Origin of the sequence: Streptomyces sp. NPDC050704 (genome assembly GCF_040654355.1) — a bacterium.
GTDB lineage: Bacteria > Actinomycetota > Actinomycetes > Streptomycetales > Streptomycetaceae > Streptomyces.
In genome coordinates, this window is sequence record NZ_JBFAHW010000066.1 from 20,765 (window position 1) to 42,826 (window position 22,062).

Annotated in this window: 19 protein-coding genes; 11 read left to right on the forward strand and 8 right to left on the reverse strand. The window is 71.2% G+C overall.

Annotated elements, in window-relative coordinates:
- Position 1: 1 nt before the first annotated feature.
- A complete protein-coding gene (locus AB0I18_RS32265; protein WP_363109171.1) occupies positions 2-3,880 on the reverse strand; it encodes a WD40 repeat domain-containing protein in 3,879 nt (1,292 codons plus the stop codon).
- 368 nt (positions 3,881-4,248) lie between these two features.
- Here AB0I18_RS32265 and AB0I18_RS32270 point away from each other — a divergent pair, with 368 nt between their 5' ends.
- The 6 genes from AB0I18_RS32270 to AB0I18_RS32295 all read left to right on the forward strand — a co-directional run bounded on the left by AB0I18_RS32270 (position 4,249) and on the right by AB0I18_RS32295 (position 10,430).
- The gene (locus AB0I18_RS32270; protein ID WP_363109172.1) at positions 4,249-5,115 is read left to right on the forward strand and encodes a glycoside hydrolase family 16 protein; all 867 of its coding nucleotides are present in this window, start codon (positions 4,249-4,251) and stop codon (positions 5,113-5,115) included.
- Between the two features lie 87 nt (positions 5,116-5,202).
- Positions 5,203-5,631 (forward strand): hypothetical protein, encoded by a 429-nt coding sequence (locus AB0I18_RS32275; protein ID WP_363109173.1) that lies wholly within the window; start codon positions 5,203-5,205, stop codon positions 5,629-5,631.
- 6 nt (positions 5,632-5,637) lie between these two features.
- Positions 5,638-7,071 (forward strand): hypothetical protein, encoded by a 1,434-nt coding sequence (locus AB0I18_RS32280; RefSeq protein ID WP_363109174.1) that lies wholly within the window; start codon positions 5,638-5,640, stop codon positions 7,069-7,071.
- A 158-nt stretch (positions 7,072-7,229) separates the two neighbouring features.
- Positions 7,230-8,261, forward strand: coding sequence for an LLM class flavin-dependent oxidoreductase (locus AB0I18_RS32285; protein WP_363109175.1), 1,032 nt, complete (start codon positions 7,230-7,232; stop codon positions 8,259-8,261).
- A 25-nt stretch (positions 8,262-8,286) separates the two neighbouring features.
- Positions 8,287-9,021, forward strand: coding sequence for an NAD(P)-binding domain-containing protein (locus AB0I18_RS32290; protein WP_363109176.1), 735 nt, complete (start codon positions 8,287-8,289; stop codon positions 9,019-9,021).
- A 221-nt stretch (positions 9,022-9,242) separates the two neighbouring features.
- Positions 9,243-10,430 (forward strand): MFS transporter, encoded by a 1,188-nt coding sequence (locus AB0I18_RS32295; protein ID WP_363109177.1) that lies wholly within the window; start codon positions 9,243-9,245, stop codon positions 10,428-10,430.
- Positions 10,431-10,505: 75 nt separating this feature from the next.
- Here the strand turns inward: AB0I18_RS32295 and AB0I18_RS32300 are convergent, their stop codons facing one another.
- Complete coding sequence (locus AB0I18_RS32300; RefSeq protein ID WP_363109178.1) at positions 10,506-11,570, reverse strand: aldo/keto reductase; 1,065 nt, start codon at positions 11,568-11,570, stop codon at positions 10,506-10,508.
- Positions 11,571-11,689: 119 nt separating this feature from the next.
- Between AB0I18_RS32300 and AB0I18_RS32305 the strand changes: the two genes are divergently transcribed.
- Complete coding sequence (locus AB0I18_RS32305; RefSeq protein WP_363109179.1) at positions 11,690-12,523, forward strand: helix-turn-helix transcriptional regulator; 834 nt, start codon at positions 11,690-11,692, stop codon at positions 12,521-12,523.
- 161 nt (positions 12,524-12,684) lie between these two features.
- Complete coding sequence (locus tag AB0I18_RS32310; protein WP_363109180.1) at positions 12,685-13,458, forward strand: SDR family oxidoreductase; 774 nt, start codon at positions 12,685-12,687, stop codon at positions 13,456-13,458.
- Positions 13,459-13,800: 342 nt separating this feature from the next.
- Here AB0I18_RS32310 and AB0I18_RS32315 read toward each other — a convergent pair whose 3' ends face one another.
- From AB0I18_RS32315 to AB0I18_RS32325, 3 genes are all read right to left on the reverse strand, one after another.
- Positions 13,801-13,974, reverse strand: coding sequence for a hypothetical protein (locus AB0I18_RS32315; protein WP_363109181.1), 174 nt, complete (start codon positions 13,972-13,974; stop codon positions 13,801-13,803).
- Positions 13,975-14,315: 341 nt separating this feature from the next.
- A complete protein-coding gene (locus tag AB0I18_RS32320) occupies positions 14,316-14,702 on the reverse strand; it encodes a hypothetical protein (protein ID WP_363109182.1) in 387 nt (128 codons plus the stop codon).
- A gap of 138 nt (positions 14,703-14,840) precedes the next feature.
- A complete protein-coding gene (locus AB0I18_RS32325) occupies positions 14,841-15,074 on the reverse strand; it encodes a chaplin (RefSeq protein ID WP_363109183.1) in 234 nt (77 codons plus the stop codon).
- A 201-nt stretch (positions 15,075-15,275) separates the two neighbouring features.
- Between AB0I18_RS32325 and AB0I18_RS32330 the strand changes: the two genes are divergently transcribed.
- Entirely contained in the window at positions 15,276-15,602 is a 327-nt protein-coding gene (locus AB0I18_RS32330) for a plasmid stabilization protein (RefSeq protein WP_363109184.1), read from the forward strand.
- Positions 15,603-15,699: 97 nt separating this feature from the next.
- On the opposite strand, the gene AB0I18_RS32335 is transcribed toward AB0I18_RS32330, so the two are convergent.
- Together AB0I18_RS32335 and AB0I18_RS32340 are read right to left on the reverse strand one after the other, a co-directional pair.
- Entirely contained in the window at positions 15,700-16,344 is a 645-nt protein-coding gene (locus tag AB0I18_RS32335) for a response regulator transcription factor (RefSeq protein WP_363109185.1), read from the reverse strand.
- The gene (locus AB0I18_RS32340) at positions 16,335-18,068 is read right to left on the reverse strand and encodes a histidine kinase (RefSeq protein ID WP_363109186.1); all 1,734 of its coding nucleotides are present in this window, start codon (positions 18,066-18,068) and stop codon (positions 16,335-16,337) included. Before AB0I18_RS32340 ends, AB0I18_RS32335 begins: the two co-directional genes overlap by 10 nt.
- A 482-nt stretch (positions 18,069-18,550) precedes the next feature.
- On the opposite strand from AB0I18_RS32340, the gene AB0I18_RS32345 reads away from it, so the two are divergent.
- Positions 18,551-20,758 (forward strand): MMPL family transporter, encoded by a 2,208-nt coding sequence (locus tag AB0I18_RS32345; protein WP_363109187.1) that lies wholly within the window; start codon positions 18,551-18,553, stop codon positions 20,756-20,758.
- Positions 20,759-20,900: 142 nt separating this feature from the next.
- Entirely contained in the window at positions 20,901-21,638 is a 738-nt protein-coding gene (locus AB0I18_RS32350) for a maleylpyruvate isomerase family mycothiol-dependent enzyme (RefSeq protein ID WP_363109188.1), read from the forward strand.
- 16 nt (positions 21,639-21,654) lie between these two features.
- Here the strand turns inward: AB0I18_RS32350 and AB0I18_RS32355 are convergent, their stop codons facing one another.
- Positions 21,655-22,053: a MarR family transcriptional regulator gene (locus tag AB0I18_RS32355; RefSeq protein ID WP_363109189.1), complete on the reverse strand. Its 399-nt coding sequence runs from the start codon at positions 22,051-22,053 to the stop codon at positions 21,655-21,657.
- Positions 22,054-22,062 lie beyond the last annotated feature (9 nt).

A 22,062-nucleotide genomic window follows, 5' to 3' on the forward strand; every position in this document is an offset into this window, starting at 1 on the left:
CCTAACGCCCCTCGCACGCCTCCCGGTAGCCGAGTTGCGGCAGGTGCTCCTCCCACTCGGCGCGGGTGAGGACGCCGGCGGTGCGGTCGCAGACGTGGTCCGCCGCGCGGTCCGCGTCCAGGGTCCACACCCGGGCCGTCAGGTCGTAACCGGCGGAGGCGAGGGTGTCGCCGTCCGGGCTGAACGCGACGGAGGTGACGGTGTCGAGATGGCCGGTGAGTTCCTGGCCGACGGGCTCGGCGCGGGCCGGGTCGGCCACGTCCCACAGGCGGACCGTATGGTCGCCGCTGCCGGTGGCAAGGGTCTTCCCGTCCGGGGCGAACGCCACGGACCTGACCGCCCCGCGGTGCTCGGCCAGCTCCTCCCTCAACGGACGTACACGGTCCGCCTGTGCCACGTCCCACAGCCGTACCGTGCGGTCGTCGCTGCCGGTGGCGAGGGTCTTCCCGTCCGGGGCGAACGCCACCGCGTTGATCTGGTCGTCGTGGCCGGTCAGGGCGGCGCCCGCGGGGCGTGCCCGCGTCCCGTCGCCCACGTGCCACAGCCGGGCGGTGTTGTCCCCGCTGCCGCTGGCCAGGATGCGGCCGCCGCGGGCGAAGGCCACGGAGGTGACGGCGTCCGTGTGGCCGCGCAGCGGTTCGCCGAGCGGCGCGGCCACGGGGACGCCGTCCGCTCGCCGTACGTCCCAGAGCCGCACCGTGTCGTCCTCGCCGCCGGTGGCCAGCGTGCGGCCGTCGGGGGCGAACGCGACGGTGAGGACGCCGCCTTCGTGCGCGTCCAGTGGTTCGCCGAGCAGGGTGGGGCGTTCGGGCTCGGAGACGTCCCACAGCCGCAGGGCGCCGTCCTTCGAGCCGCTGGCCAGCGTGCGGCCGTCCGGGGCGAACGCGACGGCCGGCACCGCGTCCTCGTGGTCGAGCGTCCGCGGGATCCGGCGCGGGCGGTCCGGACGGCGTACGTCCCACAGGCGGATCAGCCCGTCGTCGGTACTGGCGACGGCGAGCAGACGGCCGTCGGGGCTGTAGGAGACGGCGGTCAGCGGGTTGGTGAAGTCGGTGAGGACGGTCGCCGGCCGGTGCCAGAGCAGGACGCCGCCGTCGGCGCCGGTGCTGGCGAGGGTACGGCCGTCGGGGCTGAAGGCCACCTCCCACACGGCCTCCGTGTGGCCGGTCAGCGGCTCCCCGAGCTGCTGCGGGTAGGCGGGGTTGGCGACGTTCCACAGGATGGGCAGGTCGTCCTCGCCCGCGGTGGCCAGGGTCTCGCCGTCGGAGCTGAACGCCACCGACATCACGGGCGCGGTGTGCTCGGTGAGCGGTTCGCCCAGCGGCTGGAGGCGGCTCGGGTCGGACGCGTCCCACAGCCGTACGGTCTCGTCGAAGCCGGCCGTGGCCAGCGTCCGGCCGTCCGGGGAGAAGGCCAGCGTCCAGACGGCGGCGGTGTGTCCGCGCGCCGGCTTGCCCAGCGGCGCGATCCCGTCGCCCGCGCCCGCGGCTCCGTCGAACCGCCACATCCGTACGGTCCCGTCGAACCCGGCCGTGGCCAGCGTCCGGCCGTCCGGGGCGAACGCGACGGCGCGGACGCTGCCTTGATCGGACTCGTCGGCCTCGGCGGGCTCGCCGAGGGGAGCGGGGCGGGCCGGGTCGCTCAGGTCCCACAGCCGTACGGTCCCGTCGTCACCGGCGGTGGCCAGCGTGCGGCCGTCGGGGGCGAACGCGACGGAGACGACGTTCTCCTCGTCGTGGCTCACCAGCGGCCGGCCGACGGCACGGGGCCGCAACCGGTCCCGTATGTCCCACAGTTGGATGCCGCCGCCTTTCCCGGTGGCCACCAGCAGGTCGCCGTCCGTCGGTCTGAAGGCGACCGCGCCGACCGGTCCCGTACGCATGCGCAGCGGCTCGCCCAGTGGTCTCCCGATGTCCTCCGGCCGGTCCGCCGACCCCGGCCGGGCGGCGGTGTCCCACAGCCGGACCGTGCCGTCATGGCCGCCGCTGGCGAGCGTGCGGCCGTCGGGCGCGTACGCCACGGAGCTGGCGATACCGTCGTGGCCTGTCAGCCTGGTGGCCGTCGTCCGGCCCGCGTCCGCGGTCAACCGGGTCCGCAGGTCCGGCGTGGAGCGCATGCGGTACGCGGCGACGTCCAGCCGGGCGGCGAGACCGGCGTCGGTGTCACGGACCCGGTCGGCCTCCGCGGTGAGCTGGCCGAAGACGGCGTCGTCCCGTTCGGCCTGCGCGGTGGCGCGCGCCTGGAGGGCGACGACGGCGGTGCCGCCGGCGAGCAGCACGAGCGCCGCGAGGACGGCCACGACCGTACGGCGCAGCTGAGCGGTGCGGTGCCGGCGCCGGAGCGAGGCGGTGAGGAACTGCCTTTCCACCGGGGTCAGTTCATCGACGCGGCGGTCCTCCGGTGCGATGTCGCGCGCAAAGGCGTCGCGGGCGGCGGAGAGCCGGGAGCCGGCGTAGAGCGCGGCGTTCTCCCGTCCGAGTAGCTGCCAGGTGTGGGCCGCCTCGGAGAGCGAGCGGTGGACGCGCAGCCGGTCGCGTTCGGCGTCTATCCATGCGCGCAGGCGGGGCCAGGCGGTGATGAGGGCTTCGTGGGCGAGGTCGACGGTGCCGTCGTCGAAGGTGATGAGGCGGGCACGGACCAGGCGTTCCAGGACCACCCGGGTGTCGGCGGGGCCGCCGAAGTCGAGCTCCGCGTGTTGGGTGGGGCGGCGTGTGTCGGGTGTGCCGTCACCGGGGGCGACGAGGCGGAGCAGGATACGGCGGGCCAACTCGGCCTGTGGCGCGGTGAGTTCGTCGTACACCTGCTCGGCCGTGCGGACGACGGCGCCGCGCAGCCCGCCCGCCGTCTCGTACGCGGTCTCGGTCAGGGCGCGGCCGCTGCGGTGGCGCCAGGTCTCCAGCAGGGCGTGCGACATCATCGGCAGTCCGCCCGGGGCGCCCTCGACCTCGTCCAGGAGGCGGTCGGTCAGGGAGCGTTCGACGATCAGGCCGTCCGCGGCGGCCGGGCGGACGATGGCCTCCCGCAGTTCCGCGCGGCTCATCGGCCCGGCGAGCAGCGTGGCGTCCTGCAACACGGCGGTGAGGCCGGAGTGTTCGGCGCAGCGGCCGAGGAAGTCGGCCCGCACCGCGATGACTACGCGCAGCCGGCTGTCGGCGTCGGTTGCGGCGACGAGGCGGTCGATGAAGGTGTCCCGGTCGGCCGGGTCGGCGCCGAGGGTGTACAGCTCCTCGAACTGGTCGACGATCAGCCAGGTGTCGGCGTCGGTGCCGGGTACGGGTATGAGCCGGTCGGCGTGCGTGTGCAGCGGGTCCGCGCCGGGTGTGAGGATCCGTACGGCCGCCGGAGCGGTGTCACGGTCACCGCCGCCCTCGCCGTCGCGCGGGGTGCGCAACCGGGGGATCAGACCGGCGCGCAGCAGCGAGGACTTGCCGCTGCCGGAAGGGCCGAACACGGCGGTGAAGCGGTGCTTGCGGTTCAGCTCGACCAGCCGCTCCACGAGCTGGTCGCGGCCGAAGAACAGCTCGGCGTCGCCCGGTTCGAACCGGGTCAGGCCACGGTACGGCGGCCGGGCGGTCCCGTCGTCGGCGGTCTCGGCGGCCAACTCTGCCGACGCCTCGCGCCAGCGCCGTTCCCACTCGATCACGTCGCCGCCGCACGCCTTGACGTAGGCGAGCGCCACCGCGCGGGAGGGCAGCTGCTTCCCGGCCGCCGCCTGCGAAAGGGCGGTCACCCCGTACCGCGCCCGCTGAGCCATCGCCCGGTACGTGGGCTTCCCCGCGGAGTCGCGCAGCGCGCGCAACTCGGCCGCGAACCGCGGCACCGGTCCGGCGTCCGGATCCAGCTCGCCCTCGGTGCGCCCCGGCCCTGGTTGTCCCGACACGTGCCCGCCCTACCCTCGTTCGCCCCAGCTGTCGCCGGGCCATCACCCAGCGCATCCGCACGGGCGCCCACGGTAGGTAGTCGCAGGGGCGGCCGCAACCGGACTCCCGGCCTATCCGCAGGCGGGGCACGGGAGTTCACCCGATCCTCACCATTCCTCCCGACCGGCCGGTTCGTCCGGCTGGCGCCTCCGGGTTGTTCAGCGCAGGGAGAGGGCCTGCTGAACAACGGCGTACGGCGGTCGAATGCCGGAGGGACGTGGCCAGGACGGGCCACAACGTGGTCCGAGCCCACCTAGGGGGGAGGGCTCGGGCCGCTCCCCTCTCATCCGCTCTCATCCGCACACGCGCGACACACTGAAGGAGAGTCATGTACGGACGACCTCGCGCCCGGCACCTCGCCGTGGGGTTCGGCGCGGCGGCACTCGCGGTGACGCTCACGGCGACCCCGGTGAACGCCTCCCCCGCCTCCCCCGCCGCCTTCGCCGATCCGACGACCGCCGCCGAACGGTACGGCTGGGGCGATCCGTTGCCCGAGTGGTCGGACGAGTTCGACTACGGCTCCGAGGCCGAACCAGCCGTACCGGACCGCGACAAGTGGCGCCTGGCGGGCGGCGGCCCCGGCAGGTGCTGGCCCGGCCACAGCGACAACGGCCGCCGCTGCGACGTCAACACCCGGGTCGTCGGCGACGTGCTGCGCATGACCGGCGAGGCGAACGGCGACACCGGCTGGCTCGCCTCGCCGTACGGGCAGCGGTACGGCCGGTGGGAGGCCCGCGTACGCTCCCGGGCCACCGCCCCCGACAACGGGCGGCAGTACCACCCGCTGCTGATCCTGTGGCCGGACTCGGGCGAGCACCCTCAGGACGGCGAGTACGACTACCTGGAGAACGGTGCTCCGGGCGAGCGGTGCGCCGAGGCGTTCCTGCACTATCCGCACCCCGAGGGCGTGCCCGTGCAGCAGGAGTTCGCGCGCAAGTGCGGCGTGGACCTGTCGCGGTGGCACAGCGTCGCCGTCGAGTGGACGCCGGACCATGTGCGCGGCTTCATCGACGGCGAGGAGTGGTTCCGCCTCTCCGGCGGCGCGAACGCGGACCGCGACTGCATTCAGTGCGCCCCCTCCATGCACCAGACCATCCAGCTCGACAACTTCCACGGCGACGACCTGCAGAGCGCCGTCTACGAAGTCGACTGGGCCCGGGTCTACGACCTGCCGGACGACGAAAGTGTGAGGTGACCCGTGATCCCGAACTCTCCGAACCCGCCTGGCCTGCATGGACTTCCCGGTCCGCCCGGGGTGCCCGGTCCGCCCGGGACGGCGCGTATGCCCTGGGCCATCGTCTTCGTTCTCGTGATCGTCACCTTGAACGCGCTGAGCATGGCGTTCGGCAGCTGGGCGCTCCTGCAGGAGAACTACAGCAAGCAGGAACACAATCAGGACCTGCTCATGCCGATGGACACGGCCTGGTTCGTGGCGCTGTTCTGCTCCGGGATGGCGGCACTCCAGATCGTCTGCGTCCTGCTGGCTCGTAAGCGCCGCCTCTGGGTCAACGCGGTGCTCGCCGTCTGTCTGATCTTCGTGGCGCTCGCGACGGTCGTCGGTTTCCTCGCCTCGCTGCTCGCCGGGGCACCCAGCCTCGCGATGCTCGTGCTCTTCGGCATCGACGTGGTGGCCGTGTGGATGTTGCTGGGGGACAGCGCCGGCCACTGGTTCTCCGTACGCGGCTCGGCGCCTACCTCCCTTCAGGGGTGATCGCACATGGACTCTCCGACGTACGAACCCGGCCCGTACCAGCCGCCTGCCGAGCCGCCCAGGCCCCCGGCCCCGTCCGACCCGCCGGCGGCGGCACTCGGCAACGCCTCGCTGCTCGGCATCGGCTACCTGCTGCTCGGCCACCGGCGGCTCGCCGCGATCGCCGTGCTCGGCACCGGCGTGCTCCTCAAGCTCACCGCCTCGACCGCCGAGACCTGGTGCGAGATCCTGCTGCTCCTGTGGTGGGCGGCCGGCATCGCCCACGGCTGGTTCCTGGCCCGTCGGCGCACCGAGCACGTCGTACGGCGCGGGCAGCGCGCGGGCACGCTCGCCGTCACGGTGGCGGTGCTGCTGACCGCCGTGCTGCTGCGCGTCGACGCGTACGGGATCGAGGACCGGGTGAACGAGGCCCGCGAGAGCGGCGACTGCGAGACGGCCGTGGCCGCGCAGGACGAGGTGTGGTCCGGCCACCGTCTGGCGGGCGCACCGGTGGTCGAACCCGGCGACGCGGTGGTGGAGGCATGCCACCGCCTTGAGCGGGCCGCGGCCACGCTGGCCGCCGGACGGAGCGGGAGCATCGAGGACCTGGAGCGGGGCTTCGGCATCCTCGCCGGCGTCCTGCGGGAGCCCGGCAACGAGAAGACCGTCGAGACGGTCCTGGACACCTTCCTCGACGGCCTGCCCACCGAGGACTCCTGCGACACCGCCGACATCACCGACTGGCTCCGCGACCGCGAGCCCACCCACGACGTACTGGACCGGTCCGCCGACACCGCGACGCGTACGGAACCCGCCGCGCTGGTGGGATGCGGCGACGAGCTGATGGACGAGGAGGCCTGGCAGCAGGCACGGACGCGCTACCAGCATCTGCTCGACGAGCACCCGGACGACACACTCACCGACGAGGCACGCAGCGGTGTGGAGAAGGCCACCCTGGCCATCGAGCTGGACAATGTACGCGGTCTGGTCGAGGACACGACCAGCGCGTCGACCGGCTACTGCGACGCGCCCGCCAAGTACAGCGGTGCCCCGCGGTACCGCAAGGGGGTCAACCGCGCGCTGTTCCTCGGCGACTCCGAGTACACCGACCGGCTCCCCGGTGGCTGGCGGACCGGCGACCCGGCCAAGGCCGCGCTCGTGGTCTGCGCGGACACGGCGGAGAACGGAGCCGCCGTCGAGTCCTGCTACTACGAGAACGACAAGTCCAGGTACCTCCCTCACTCGGTGACCTTCTACAAGGTCAAGATCCCGCTGAAGGTCTACGAGCTGCGCACCGGAAAGCGCGTCGACCCGCGCCAGGTGCAGATCAGCGGCGGCAGCTGCCCGAGCGTCCTGCACTACGAGTACTACGGCACGTACGACTACGGCCCGGGCGACGAGTTCGTCTCCACCGCCAAGTCCGACGTACGGGCCGCCTTCCGACCGGTCGTCGAACGGTGACCCCGGTCTGAGCCTCGGTGCCCCCTGGCTCTGCCCTCGGCCGTGACGCCTGCACACCGTCACGGCCGGGGGCGGCTCCTTCCTAGTTGACGCGTCACTCACATTGACTAATAATTGACACGTCAACCAGTCGGCGGCCGCCACGAAGGAGCCCAACCATGTCTGATCTCGTCTTCGGCCTGGACACGTTCGGCGATGTACCGCAGGACGATTCCGGCGCCCTCGTGTCCGACGCGACGGCCATCCGCCAGGTCGTCGAGGAGGCCGTTCTGGCGGATGAGATCGGCGTCGATGTCATCGCCCTCGGTGAGCACCACCGTCCGGAGTTCGCGATCTCGACTCCGGAGACGGTGTTGGCCGGCATCGCCACCCGTACCAGCCGCATCCGTCTGGCGTCCGGCGTGACCGTGCTGAGTTCCGACGATCCGGTCCGCGTGTTCCAGCGGTTCGCGACGGTGGACGCGCTCTCGAACGGCCGGGCCGAGGTCATCCTGGGGCGCGGCTCCTTCACCGAGTCGTTCCCTCTCTTCGGATACGACCTGAGCGACTACGACGTGCTGTTCGAGGAGAAGATCGAGCTCTTCGCGAAGCTGCTGGAGGAGAAGCCCGTCACCTGGAGCGGCACCACGCGGGCAGCCCTCGACAACGCCGACGTCTTCCCGAAGACCGAGTCCGGACACCTGACCACCTGGGTCGGCGTCGGAGGTTCACCGCAGTCGGTCATCCGCACCGCGCGCTACGGCCTGCCACTCATGATCGCCATCATCGGCGGCAGCCCGGAACGTTTCGCGCCCTACGTCGACCTCTACCGACGCGCCACCGCACAGTTCGGCACGACCGCTCATCCGGTCGGGATGCACTCGCCGGGCTTCATCGCCGACACGGACGAGGAGGCCCGGGAGCTGCACTGGCCGCACTACCGGGTCATCCGCGACCGCATCGGCGCGCTGCGCGGCTGGCCGCCGGTCCGCCGGGAGGAGTACGAGAGCGAGATCGCCCACGGCTCCCTCTACATCGGCTCGCCCGAAACGGTCGCCCGCAAGATCGCCGGCGCCGTCCAGGCACTCGACGTCGGCCGGTTCGACCTCATCTACACCGCGGGATCAGTGCCGATCGGCCCGCGCCTGCGTGCCGTCGAGCTGTACGGCACGAAGGTGATCCCGATGGTCCGCGACATCCTCGCCGGCTGACGCCGTGAACGGAGAAGACCAATACATGGACTACACGGACTACACGGACTCCACAGCCGTGGGCACCGTCGGCATCCTGGGTGCGGGCAAGGTCGGCACCGTGCTCGCACGACTGGCCCGGGCAGCGGGCTACCGCGTGCTCATCGCGGGTTCCGGCGACCCCGCCAAGATCGCCCTCACCGTCGAAGTCCTCACTCCGGGCGCGGTACCGGTCACCGCGGCGCAGGCCGCCGCGCGGGCGGACATCGCCGTCCTGGCCCTCCCCGTCGGCAAGTACCGCACCATTCCCGCCGAAGCGCTACGGGGCAAACTCGTCATCGACGCGATGAACTACTGGTGGGAGGTCGACGGTGTCCGCGAGGACCTCACCGACCCGCGCACCTCGTCGAGCGAGACCGTGCAGGCGTACCTGTCCGGAGCTCGCGTGGTCAAAGCCTTCAACCACATGGGCTACCACGACCTGGAGGACGGGGCGCGCCCCTCGGGAACACCGGGACGCAAAGCGATCGCGATCGCCGGTGACGACGAGCACGACCTCGCCACCGTCACACGCCTCGTCGACGCCCTCGGCTTCGACCCCGTCATCGCCGGACCACTCGCCGAAGGGGTACGGCTCGAACCGGGCACCGATCCCTTCGGCGCCAACGTCAACGCCGAGGAGCTGCGCACGATGCTCGACCGCTTCCCGGAATCGGAGCGCGGACGGATCGTCATCAGCGCGCGGACGGCGGCTTCACCGTCGGTCATCACTGCGGACTAAGCGGCCTTGGTGAAGTCCGGTGCGGAACCGCGCCCCGTAAGGGGCGCGGGGAACTGCGCGACCAGCCCCCACCGGCCTGCGGGTTCATCACCGTGCTTCCAGCGGAGCGCTTAGCACTACGCCCTCGAAGGCCGGCGCCCATCAACTCCCTTGCCCCAGCCATCCACCCCACCTAGCCTGAATTTGTGCCGCTAATAAACAAAGCCCGAACGCACAACGACGTGCCGGGCAACCGAAGCGACCTGACCCGCCTCCGCATCGCCCTCACCGTCTTCTTCGCCCTGGACGGCTTCATCTTCGCCGGCTGGGTCGTCCGCATCCCCGCCATCAAGCAACAGACCGGCGCCTCGGCCAGCGGCCTGGGACTCGCCCTCCTCGGCGTCTCCGCCGGCGCGGTGATCACCATGGTGCTCACCGGCCGCCTCTGCCGCCGCTACGGCAACCACCAGGTCACCGTCGTCTGCGCCGTCCTGCTCTCCCTCAGCGTCGCCCTGCCACCGCTCACCCACTCGACGCTCGCGCTGGGCGCCGTACTGCTGGTCTTCGGCAGCGCGTACGGAGGGATCAACGTCGCGTTCAACAGCGCCGCTGTCGACTTGGTGCGGGCCCTGCAACGCCCCATCATGCCCAGCTTCCACGCCGCTTTCAGCCTCGGAGGCATGATCGGCGCCGGACTCGGTGCGCTGGTCGCCGGGTCGCTGTCCCCCACCCAACACCTGCTCGGCCTCACCGCGATCGGCCTGCTCGTCACCGTCCTCGCGGGCCGCACCCTGCTGCGCATCCAGCCCCCGACACCACCGGAGAACGCACTGCGGGCGGAGAACACACCGCGGTCGGAGTCCGCGCCGCGCCGCCCGGGAACCCGCACCCGCCCTCTCGTCATCACCTTCGGCCTCATCGCCCTGTGCACGGCCTACGGCGAGGGAGCCATGGCCGACTGGAGCGCCCTGCACCTGGAGCAGGACCTGGACGCCACACCGGGCGTCGCGGCAGTCGGCTACACCTGCTTCGCGCTCGCCATGACCATCGGCCGACTGACCGGCACCCAGCTGCTCGAACGCCTGGGCCAGACCCGCACCTTGGTATACGGCGGGACTACGGCCGCGCTCGGCATGCTGCTCGGCGCACTCGCTCCCTCCCTGTGGGCAGCGCTGCTCGGCTTCGTGATCACCGGACTCGGCCTCGCCAACCTCTTCCCCGTCGCCATCGAACGCGCCGGCACGCTGGCCGGCCCCGACGGAGTCGCGATCGCGTCCACACTCGGCTACGGCGGCATGCTCCTTGGACCACCCGCCATCGGGTTCATGGCGGACTGGTTCTCCCTGCCCACCGCCCTCACCAGCATCGCGGTGCTCGCCGCGTCGGCCGCGGTCATCGGCTTCGCCACTCGACGTGCGGCAGCCCGCTGATCCCACAACCGACCCCAGGCCAGGCCGAGATCGCGCCGAGGGCGGAGTTGCGCTGCCTTCGGCGCTCGATCGGTATCAGCGGCGGGTTTCGATCTTCAGGTCGCCTTCGGTCACCTTGCGGATGTGGTCACTGGCGAGCATGTCGTGCGGGAAGCCGAGTCCGATCGCGCTGGCCTCGTCGAGGCGGGCCAGTTGGGAGGCGGTGAGGTCGACCTCCAGGGCGCCCAGATTGTCCTCCAGCTGCGCGGGGGTGCGGGCGCCGATGATCGGTGCCGTCACACCCGGGTTCCGCAGCGTCCAGGCCAGCCCGACCTGGGCGGGTGTGCGGCCCAGCTCCGTCGCTACCTCCTTCACGACATCAGCGATGGCGAGGTTGCGTTCGGTGAGCGCGCCCAAGGCGAAGTTGAAGCTCTTGCGGGTGCCGTCGCCGGATGCGACATCCGTCGCGGTCAGGTCGTCGCGGCTGTACTTGCCGGTGAGCACCCCACCGGCCAGCGGTGAGTACGGGACCACGCCCAACCCCATCTCACGCGCCATGGGGATCAGGTCACGTTCCCCCGTACGCTCGATCAGGTTGTATTCGATCTCCAGCGCGACCAGCGGTGACCAGCCGCGCAGGTCGGCGATCGCCTGCATGCGCGACACCTGCCAGGCCGGGGCGTTGGAGATCGCCACGTACAGGATCTTGCCCTGCCGGACCAGATCGTCCATGCCGCGCATGATCTCCTCGACCGGGGTCGTGAAGTCCCACACGTGCAGGTAGAGCAGATCGAGGTAGTCCGTGTTGAGCTGTCGCAGACTCGCTTCCACCGAAGCGAACAGGCTCTTGCGGTGACTGCCCCCGGAGTTCGGGTCGCCGGGCCGGCGCAGCGTCGTGTATTTCGTTGCCAGCACCAGGCTTTCGCGGTTGTCGCGGGTGAACTCGCCCAGCAGGCGCTCGGAGCTGCCATCGGTGTAGGTGTTGGCGGTGTCGATGAAGTTGCCGCCTCGCTCGACGTAGAGGTCGAACAGCTTGCGTGCCTCGTCCTGCCCGGCTCCCCAGCCCCACTCGGTGCCGAAGGTCGCCGCGCCCAGCGCCAACGGTGAGACCCGCAGCCCGGAGCGCCCCAGCAGCCGGTAGGTATCGAGGGTGAGCGACATCGTGTGTCCTCCTGTGCCGGTGATCCGTTGTCGAGAACAAGGCTGCGACCGCCATGAGCCGGCGGTAAGGGAGAGAGGTTCCTGGGAACGCCGGTCCTACCCTGGCTGTTGGAACGAACATGACGACCCACACCGTGGACCCCACACAGGAGTTGGCCGCGTTCCTACGGACCCGGCGCGAACGGCTGGACCCGCGCGATCTCGGTCTGCCGTCGCGTCGGCAGGCCCGGCGGACCCCGGGACTGCGCCGCGAAGAGGTCGCTGAACTGGCCGGGGTCAGCGTCGACTACATCGTGCGGCTGGAGCAGGGGCGCGGGCCGCGGCCCTCGGCGGACGTGGTGGAGGCGCTGGCCGGGGCGCTGCGCCTGGCCCCCGTCGAACGCGCCTATCTCTTCAACCTGGCCCGGCAGCGCCCCCGCAACGCCGACAAACCCGCCACCGCTGCGGCGCCGCCGCTGACCCGGCTGGTCACCGAACTGTCCCCGCTTCCGGCCATGTTGATGAACCACCGCTACGACATCCTGGCCTGGAACCGCGAAATGACGAGGCTGCTACTGGATTTCGACACCCTGCCTCCGTCGCGGCGCAATGCGATGTGGTTGTGCCTGAGACATCCGGAGACACGCGAGTTCTACGTCGACCGCGAACGCGTCGTGCGGGAGGGGATCGCGCACCTGCGCGCTGCGTGGGCCGCGCATCCGGAGGATCGGGCGTTGACCGACCTCATTGCCGAATGCATCGCTCATGACGAGGAATTCGCGCGATTGTGGGCCGAGCGGGACATCGAGGTCAACGGCCGCGGGCACAAGGTGCTGCGGCATCCTGACGTCGGTGTGATCGCGGTGGATTTCGAAGTGCTTGTGCCGCTTCAGGATCCGGATCAACGGTTGGTGGTCTTCCGCGCCGCGGACGATGAGAGCCAGTCGGCATTGGACCGGTTGTGCGCACGGTGAACGCCGAAATCGCCCCGTTGACGGCACCGAGATCCAGGTCCGGCGGCGGGCTGCCGGACTTAAGTACCGGGCCACGCCCGCCAGTTGGGGATCATCTCACTTGGTGAGTCCGCGGTAGCGGAGGGGTGCGCTCCAGGGACCTCAGGAGGTTTACTCGCCGCATGAGTGACACGAATGGAATGCTGGCCGGTAAGACCGTCATGATCACGGGTGCGTCAAGCGGTATCGGAGAGGCGGCCGCTCGTCTGTTCGCCGCCGAGGGAGCGGCGGTCCTCCTGATGGCCCGCCGCGAGGACGTACTGAAGCGATTAGCCCAGGAGATAAACGACTCGGGCGGCCGGGCGGCTGTCAGCGCGGGCGACGTCTCGGTCGCCCCGGACGTACAGCGCGCCGTGGACACGACCCGTGAGCACTTCGGCGCCTTGGACGCGGCCTTCAACAACGCGGGCTTCGCCGGCGACGACCTGTCCCCTCTGCATGAGCTCGACCAGGGCCTCTTCGACCGCACGATGGCCGTCAATGTCAGCGGCACCTGGAACTGTCTGCGCTCCCAGATCCCGGTGATGCTCGAAGCGGGGAAGGGCGTGATCGTCAACACGTCCAGCACCGCGGCCGTGGGGGCCACCGGAGCCCCCGTGCCCTACGTCGCCGCGAAGCACGCGGTGCTCGGCATGACCAGGGCCGCGGCGGCGGAGTACGCAGCACACGACATTCGCATCAACACGCTCGTCGTCGGCACCACCCGCACAGACATGATCAACCAAGCAGTCGAGGCCTACCCGGAGTTGGAGACGGCTTTCGTCGCCCGCCAGATGCAGAAGCGCATGGCCGATCCCGTCGAGATCGCCCAAGCGGCGCTGTGGCTGTGCAGCGACCGCGCCTCGTTCGCCACGGGGTCGGCACTGGCCGTGGACGGCGGGTGGACGGCCAGTTGACGGCTGCCCGCAGGTGGCCGAAAGGCGGGAGGCGGCGGGTGACAGGGCGCGGCCACCCCTTGAAGCCTTGAAGACGTCATCTCATTCGGCTGGGTAGCTGCCGGTCGAGGCGCGGACCGTTGAGCGGCTGGTGCCGGACGAGTTGTGGGAACTGTTCCGACGGGTCACGGGCACCTCGTGGATCAACGGGACAGTGCGTGTCGCGCGTGGCCGACAACCCAGCGGACCGGTGCGGGCGCCAAGGGCCGGAGAGACCTTCGGCTGTCTCTCCGGCCCACCCCTTCCCTTGGTTTCCCCTCGCGGGTCCGGGTCCGGGTCCGGGTCCGGCGGCGGGGCGGCCGGTCAGTCCTCGCCCCTGACGATGTTCCACTCGGGGGTCGACTGAGCCTGCCGGGTGTCGCGATCGACGACGGCCGGAACGTACGTACGGATACAGCTCGCACGTCGGCGGCGCGCCTTCGCCCAGCCCGTCTCGGGCCGACGGATGGTGCTCTTCTTGCTGACGTCCGCAGTCACGGCGGTTCATCTTCCTTCCGCGTCCGGTCTCGCTCGGGACCGGCTGATTCTGCCGCTGGTTGACAGTTCACGGAGCCGAGTCCCCCGGGCGGGCGGCCGGAAACATGGCCTCGGTTCCCGCGTGATCGACGCCTTCGGCGCGGAGGCGCACGGCAGTCCGGTGAGTCGGCCGGCCCAGCACGCGGCCGGTGTCCTGCCGCGCGGCTTGTCGGCCCGGTTCGCCGAGAAGGCCGGTACCGATCGGCTGCCGCTGGACGACGCTCCCCACGCGCACGAGGTCTTCCAGCAACCTGACACCGGTGCGGGCCGGGCTTCCCGAGCCCGGCACCACGCCGCCCGGACTAGCGTGCCCGGTTTCCCTTGGGCTTGCCGAACTGGTCCGGAGTTCCGTGCGGCGGCGGGTTCATCGGTTCCGGTGACGTCTCGGGCGAGACCGGTGAGCCGCCCGACGGCGGTGCCGGTCGCGGAGGAGAGGCTGCCGACCCGCTGCCGGTGGGCTCGGCGCCCGTCGAGAGCTGGTGCAGGCGCGCGGTGAGGATCTCCAGGACGGGCGTCCGGTGAGCATGACCGCGCTCGTGTTCCAGCAGATCCCTGAGTTCGGACTCGTCCAGCGCTCGGATGCGGTGCTCGATCTCGCCCAGAGGAAGCCCGTCGAAGTCGGCGACGGGCAGATCCGTGCTCTCGTCCGTGCTCTCGCCGGTGCTCTGTGCGTGGCGGGACGAAGTCATGATCGTCCTCCTGATTGCTGAGCTTTCTGTCTGTCGTCCGTACGGGTGCCCAGGTAGCCGGAACTCATCGCCGCCCGGCCCGCGCGCGACGCGCGGGCCGGGGTTCGCGTACTTCGGTGCCTCAGTGACGACCGCCGCTCAGTCGTTGCGGCACTCGTTGCCGGCCGCGGGGTTCAACAGGCCCACGATGTTGATGGAATTGCCGCACACGTTGATCGGCACATGCACAGGAATCTGGATGACGTTGCCGGACAGCACGCCCGGGCTGTCCACCGCCACACCGACCGGATCGGAGTCTGCGACGGCTGCTCCGGCGGTTGTCAGCAAGGCCACGCTCGCCAGGGCCGCCGCGGTCATAAGACGGATACGCATGGGGATCTCCCTTCAGACGCAGAGTTGCGAGTACTCCCACCATCACCGCGGGCCACGCCACGCGACATCGCTGCGCGTCCGAACGGGCGCACGTCGGCAACCGCACCCCTGCGGTGCGGTGTCCGATCTCGCGTTATGCGGTCCGAGGTGCGGGAACTCGTGGCGTGTCCACTCGGCCCGCCCCGGGAAAGGAGCACTGTGATGCCCGCAGGATCGAACAAGAAGCGTGAGCGGCAGTACGAGCACGTCAAGGAGAGCGCCGAGCGGCGGGGCGAGTCCACGGCCCGCGCGAAGGAGATCGCGTCCCGCACGGTGAACAAGGAGCGCGCCCGCTCCGGCGAGTCCAAGAGTTCGAGCAAGGTCTCCACCCGCGACCCGAAGTCCGCCTCGCAGCGCGGCGGGCAGCGCTCGCACAGCGGCTCCGAGGGGCCCACCAGGGATCAGCTGTACGAGGAGGCGAAGAAGCGCAACATCGACGGCCGGTCCGCCATGAACAAGCAACAGCTTCAGAAGGCGCTCGGCCGCTGATTCCCCCCTCTGCCGCTGATCACCCGCTTCGTGGCGACCACCCTTTTCGTGGTGATCAGCGCCCGCCGGGCGCGCGGTGACCAGCCGCGTCGCCCGGTCAGGTGCGCAGGAACAGGAGCACGGCCAGCACCCGGCGGGACTCGCTGCCCGTCGCCGGGAGGCCGAGCTTGCCGAAGATGCTGGAGACGTACTTCTCCACCGCGCGCAGTGTGATGACCAGCCGGTCGGCGATGCCCTGGTTGGAGTTGCCGGCGGCCATCAGCTCGAGCACCTCGCGCTCGCGTGGGGTCAGCCGTCCGAGCGGGTCGTCGCTGCGCCGCCGGGAGAGGAGGGTGGACACGATGGTCGGGTCGACGGCGGAGCCTCCGGTGGCGACCCTGCGTACGGCGCCCAGGAATTCGGGCACGTCGCTGATGCGGTCCTTGAGCAGGTAGCCGACGCCCTCCGCCGAGTCGGCCAACAGCTTCATGGCCAGGCCGAGTTCGACGTACTGGGAGAGCACCAGCACCCCGACCTCGGGGTGGGCCGCGCGGATCTCCACCGCCGCCCGGATGCCCTCGTCGCTGTGGGTGGGCGGCAGCCGGATGTCGACGATGACCACGTCGGGCAGCCGGGTGCGCAGCAGGCTGAGCAGTTCCTCGGCGTCCCGGCAGCGCCCCAGCACATCGAAGCCGGCGTCGCCGAGCAGCCGGGCGAGACCCTCCCGGAGCAGGACACTGTCCTCGGCGATGGCTACCCGCATGGCAGTTCCGCCTGTACGCGGGTGCCGTTGCCGCTCGACGTCCACACCCGGAGCCGCCCGTCGAGCGCCTCGACCCGGTCGGCCAGTCCCCGCAGACCGCTGCCGCCCTCGGTGTCGGCGCCGCCGCGGCCGTCGTCGAGGACCTCGACCACGAGCCGGCCGTCGGCCTGGGCGACGCTCACCGTCGCCGCGGTGGCCCGGGCGTGCTTCCCGATGTTGGCGAGGCTCTCGCAGACCACGTAGTACGCCGCGACCTCGACGGCTTCGGCGAGTCTGCCGTCGAGCCGTACCGTCAGCCGGACCGGCAAGGGCGCTCGTGCGGTCAGCGATTCGAGGGCGACGGCGAGGCCGTGCGCGCTGAGGACGGCCGGGTGCAGCCCGCGGGCGACATCGCGCAACTCCGCGAGGGAGGTGGCGATCTCGCCCCTGGCCTGGGACAGGCGGGTTCGGGCGGCCGGGTCGCCGTCGAGGCTCGACTCCAGCATGGCGAGGTCGAGGGAGAGCGCGATGAGCCGCTGCTGGGCGCCGTCGTGGAGGTTGCGCTCCAGCCGCTGCCGCTCCTGTTGGCCGGCTTCGATGACGCGGGCCCGGGAGCCGCGCAACTCGTCGACGTGGGCCCGTAGTTCGGCCTGCAGCCGGCCGGTTTCCAGGGCGATGGCCGCGGCGGCGCTGACCGCGTCGAGGAGTTCGCGTTCGTCGTTCAGCGCCACGTCGTGGATCAGGGCCGCCACCGGCGCGCCGTCGCGCTCGATGAGTGTGGTCGCCCGGGCCTGATCGGCGGGCAGTTCGAGCGGCTTGCCGTGCTGGTCGGTCCAACTGGCGAACTGCGGCAGCCAGTACAGCACCGCGAGCGACGGATCCCCGAGCGCCCGGGCCAGCGGGGCCCGCAGGTCGTCCGGTTCGGCCCGCAGCTCCACCACGAGGTCGCCGACGGCCGTCCGGGCCAGCCGGGCGCCCAGCAGGCCGGCGAGGAAGGCGACCGGGGCGAACCCGATCACCGCGATGCTCACCCGCTGGACCACCGGGAACGAGGGTCCGCCGAACACGCCCACCATCAGCATGACGGCGATCATCGCCAGGCCGAGCCCGAAGGAGTCGATCAGCAGCCCGAGGGACCTGCGCAGCGGCCGGCCGGCGGCCCGGCGGCGGGCCACGAGCTGTGCGACACCGGCGAGCGAGACCACGCTGATCACGATGAGCTCACCGTCGAACAACGCCGAGCCCACCTCCGGCGCGTCGACCAGCAGCAGGGGATGGTCCGGGCCGAGGCTGCCCAGCATGATCGCCACCGGCTGCACACCGACCGCGGCCACGTAGCCCAGGCCGACGAGCAGCCTCGCCGGCCGGCTCGTCAACCGGCCGGTCGGAAAGGCCAGGAACAGGTGCAGGATCAGCACCGTCGGCAGCAGGTCGCACAGCTGCCCGACGGTCCGTAGGGCGACGATGTCGGCCCACCACAGGGCCGTGGCGAAGGTGGCCACTCCCGTGAGGAGCATCAGCGGGCCGAAGCGGTTGGCGGGCCGGCGCCGCCACGCGATGAGGCCGGCCGCCGAGTAGGACACCGCCATCCAGACGATCAGCGTGGCGTGTACCGCCGGGATACCGGCCGCCGCGGCGAGAGTCAGGCAGCCGCCGGCAGCCGCGGCCACGAGCAGTCCCGCCAGGCCGCCGAGCACCACCGGACTCCGGGCGCGAACAGCCCGGCGTACCGCGGACGTTGGCATCGCTTCCCCCTTCCCGATCATTGCCGTCGGGCGTGACCGGGGCGCGACCGTCCACAACTGGCGTGCGTACGGCCGGAGATGAAGGGAGGCGTCGCTCGCACGCTACTCCCGGCACGGCACCGGCGCCAGCGCGGACACCGAACCCCCTCCCACCACCGGACCGTTCGGCCGCGGGGGTGTCCGCACCCCCGCGGCACACCAGAAACCCGCCCCCCACACCGGCCAGTGGCCCGCCTTACCCGCCGTACCGCGGACTGTCAGCGTGAGGAGCAGTCCCGAACCGCCCCCAAGGAGCCGTGATGAAGACCCGGGTCATCCAAGAGGAACCGGAAGAGCCCCGTCGGGGCGCCCTCGACGCACCCGAGCCCGAGAATCCCGGTCCGCCCCGATTCCCCGCCCCGAAGAGGACGTTCGTGTCCCGCCCCGCCGAGTGGGTGCGGACCCCACCCGGACACTCGTCGACAAAACCTGAGAGGTACCCCATGTCCCGACTGCTCTACCGGATCGGACACTTCTCCGGCCGGCACCCATGGCGCGTCATCATGACGTGGGTCGCGATCGCGGCAGCCGCCTTCCTGCTCAACCAGTCCTTCGGCGGCAGCACCGACGAAACCTTCAAGGTGCCCGGTGTCGAGTCGCAGAGGGCGGCGGAGGCGCTCCAGGACAAGTTCCCGCAGGAGACCACATCCATCGCCAACATCATCTTCCACTCCGACGAGGGACTGACCCGGCCCGAGGTCAAGGCGGCGATGGCCGAGGCACGCACCGGCCTTGCCGCGATACCGCACGTCGTCGCGGTGTCCGATCCGTACGACGCACGGGGCCCGACGCTGAGTCCCGACCGCCGGACCGGCTTCACGACCCTGGCCTTCGACACCGACGAAAAGGCCACCTCGGCGCAGTTCGACGCCGCGGAGCGAGCCACTGAGCCCGTCCGCGCCGCCGGAGTGCAGGTCGAGTACGACGGCGATCTCGGTTACGCGGGGACTGAAGAGGGGGGCGGCGTCTCCAGCGAGATGCTCGGCGTCGGGCTCGCGATCGTGATCCTGGCGGTGGCGTTCGGCTCCCTGGTCGCCATGAGCCTGCCGATCGTGGCCGCGCTGGTGGCCATCCTCATCGGCTCCAGCGCCATCGGCCTCATGTCCGGGGCCATGGCCGTCCCCCAGATCGCCCCGATCGTCGCCATGATGCTCGGCCTCGGGATCGGTATCGACTACGCGCTGTTCGTCCTGACCCGGCACCGGCAGAACCTGTCCAACGGCATGCCCGTGCCCGAGGCGGTGGGCCGCGCGAACGCCACCGCGGGCCTCTCGGTGCTGTTCGCCGGCGTCACCGTCATCGTGGCGATCACCGGCCTGCAGCTGTCGGGCGTCCGGATGCTCACCGTGATCGGCTGGGCCTCGGCGCTGATGGTCACGGTGACCATGCTCGCCGCCCTCACCCTGCTGCCCGCACTGCTCGGCCTCGCCGGCCGACGGGTCAACAACCTGCGGATTCCCCTCGTGAAGCCGAAGCCGGCGTACAACCCGAGGTCCAAGTCCAGCCGCTGGTCCGCCAAGGTGGTCGCACAGCCCGTTCGCTACGGCGCCGCCGCCCTCGTTCTGCTCGGCGTGCTCGCCGTGCCGGTCTTCTCCATGCACCTCGGCTTCTCCGACTCGGGCAACGACGCTTCGACCACCACCACACGCAAGTCGTACGACCTCCTCGCCGAGGGCTTCGGGCCAGGTGTCAACGGTCCGCTGCAAGTGGTGATCGAGATGAACGGAACCGACCCGTCCACGGTCGACGGCGTGGGCCGGGCGTTGCGGGACGATCCCGGCATCGCCTCCGTGGGCGCCGTGGCACTCAGTCCCAAGGGCGACCTGGCGTCGTTCGACGTCACTCCGACCACCGCACCGCAGGACGCGAAGACCGGGGAGCTCGTCGATCACCTGCGCCAGGACCTGCTGCCCGACGCGTTGCGCGGAACCGACGCGAAGCCGATGGTCACCGGTGCGACCGCCATGAGTACGGACCTCTCCGGGCAGCTCCAGCAGCGCATGCTGTGGTTCCTGGGTGCCGTGATCGGACTGTCCTTCGTGATCCTGCTGATCGTGTTCCGGTCGGTCCTGGTGCCGCTGAAGGCCGCGATCCTCAACGTCCTCAGCATCGGTGCCGCGTACGGAGTGGTCGTCGCGGTCATCCAGTGGGGCTGGGGAGCCAACCTCATCGGCCTCGAAGACGGCGTCCCGATCTTCCCGCTGGCGCCCATGCTCATGTTCGCGGTTCTCTTCGGACTGTCCATGGACTACGAGGTGTTCCTGCTCAGCCGGGTGCGCGAGCAGTTCCAGCGCCACGGTGACGCCAAGGCGGCGGTCGTCGAGGGCGTCGGCTCCACGGCCCGGGTGATCACGAGCGCCGCACTGATCATGATCGGTGTGTTCGGTGCGTTCATCCTGATGGACGAGGCCACGACCAAGCTGTTCGGCATCGGCCTCTCCGTGGCCGTCATCCTCGACGTGACGCTGGTCCGGATGGTCCTCGTGCCCGCCGCGATGAGCCTGCTCGGCAAGCACGCCTGGTGGCTGCCGGGCTGGCTGGACCGGATCCTGCCGGACATCCACCCCGAAGGCGACGCCGCGGACGACCTCCTGGCCGTCCCCGCGACGCCGCCGGCGGACCTGGCGGCGACGGCGCCGGGCGCCCGGTAGTCATCCGTCGGGGGCGGCGGACAGTCCGCCTCCCCCGGCCGCAGCTCCAGTCCGACGCCCAGGCGCGCCACAGCGCCTGGGCGTCGAAGGCACGGTGGCGGCGTCCTCCCGTAGAGCCCACTCCATCCGGCAGACTCCGCACATGGAGATTGCCGAGCTCGTTCGAACCCTGGACAGGGAAGGCCGGTTGCTGGCGGGGGCCGCGGCGGAGGCCGGGGTCGACGCCAAGGTGCCGACGTGCCCGGGCTGGCAGGTGCGGGACCTGCTGCGGCACACCGGCATGGTGCATCGCTGGGCCACGGCGTTCGTCGCCGAGGGGCACACCTCGTACCACCCCGACGGGGGTCTGCCGGAGCTGGACGGGGCGGAACTGCTCGCCTGGTTCCGGGAAGGGCACCGACGGCTCGTCGACACGCTCGCCTCCGCCCCGCCCGACGTGCGGTGCTGGGCCTTCCTGCCCGCCCCATCACCGCTCGCCTTCTGGGCCCGGCGACAGGCCCACGAGACGACCGTGCACCGGATCGACGCGGAGTCCGCGCTCGGTGGCGCCCCGAGCGAGATCTCCGTGGACTTCGCGGTCGACGGCATCGACGAGCTGCTGCGCGGCTTCCACGTACGCCGCAAGAGCAGGGTGCGGACGGACGAGCCACGTGTACTGAGGGTGCGCGCCTCGGACACGGACGCCGTGTGGACCGTACGGCTGTCGACCGAGCCACCCGTGAGCGAGCGGGGCGAAGTGACGGACGCCGACTGCGAGTTGGCGGGACCGGCCGCTCAGCTCTATCAGGCGTTGTGGAACCGTCGGCCCTTCCCGGTCGTGACGGGAGACTCGTCGATCGCGACGCTGTGGCGCGAGAAGTCAGGGGTCACCTGGAACTGAGCGACACGGGAAGTCGTCACCCGCCCGCCAGCATCCGCGTCAGCACCGCGCGCTGTACCGGCAGCACCTCGCCGTGCAGGGTGCGCCCCTTCGGGGTGAGGGAGACGCGTACGCCCCGCCGGTCCTCGGGGCACATGCAGCGCTCCACCAGGCCGTCCTTCTCCAGCCGGCCGATCAGCCGGGACAGGGCGCTCTGGCTCAGGTGCACGCGCTCGGCGATCTCCTGGACGCGGTACGAGCTGCCGCCGTCGGCCGGTGTGCTCGCGGCCAGCACGTCGAGTACCTCGAAGTCACTGGCGCCCAGGCCGTGTTGATGCAGCTCACGGTCGAGTTCGCACAGCGTGCGCGCATGTACCGCGAGGATGTCGCGCCACTGGTCCACGAGCCCCTGCTCGGCCTTCTCGACAGCCGCCATGGCCGCACC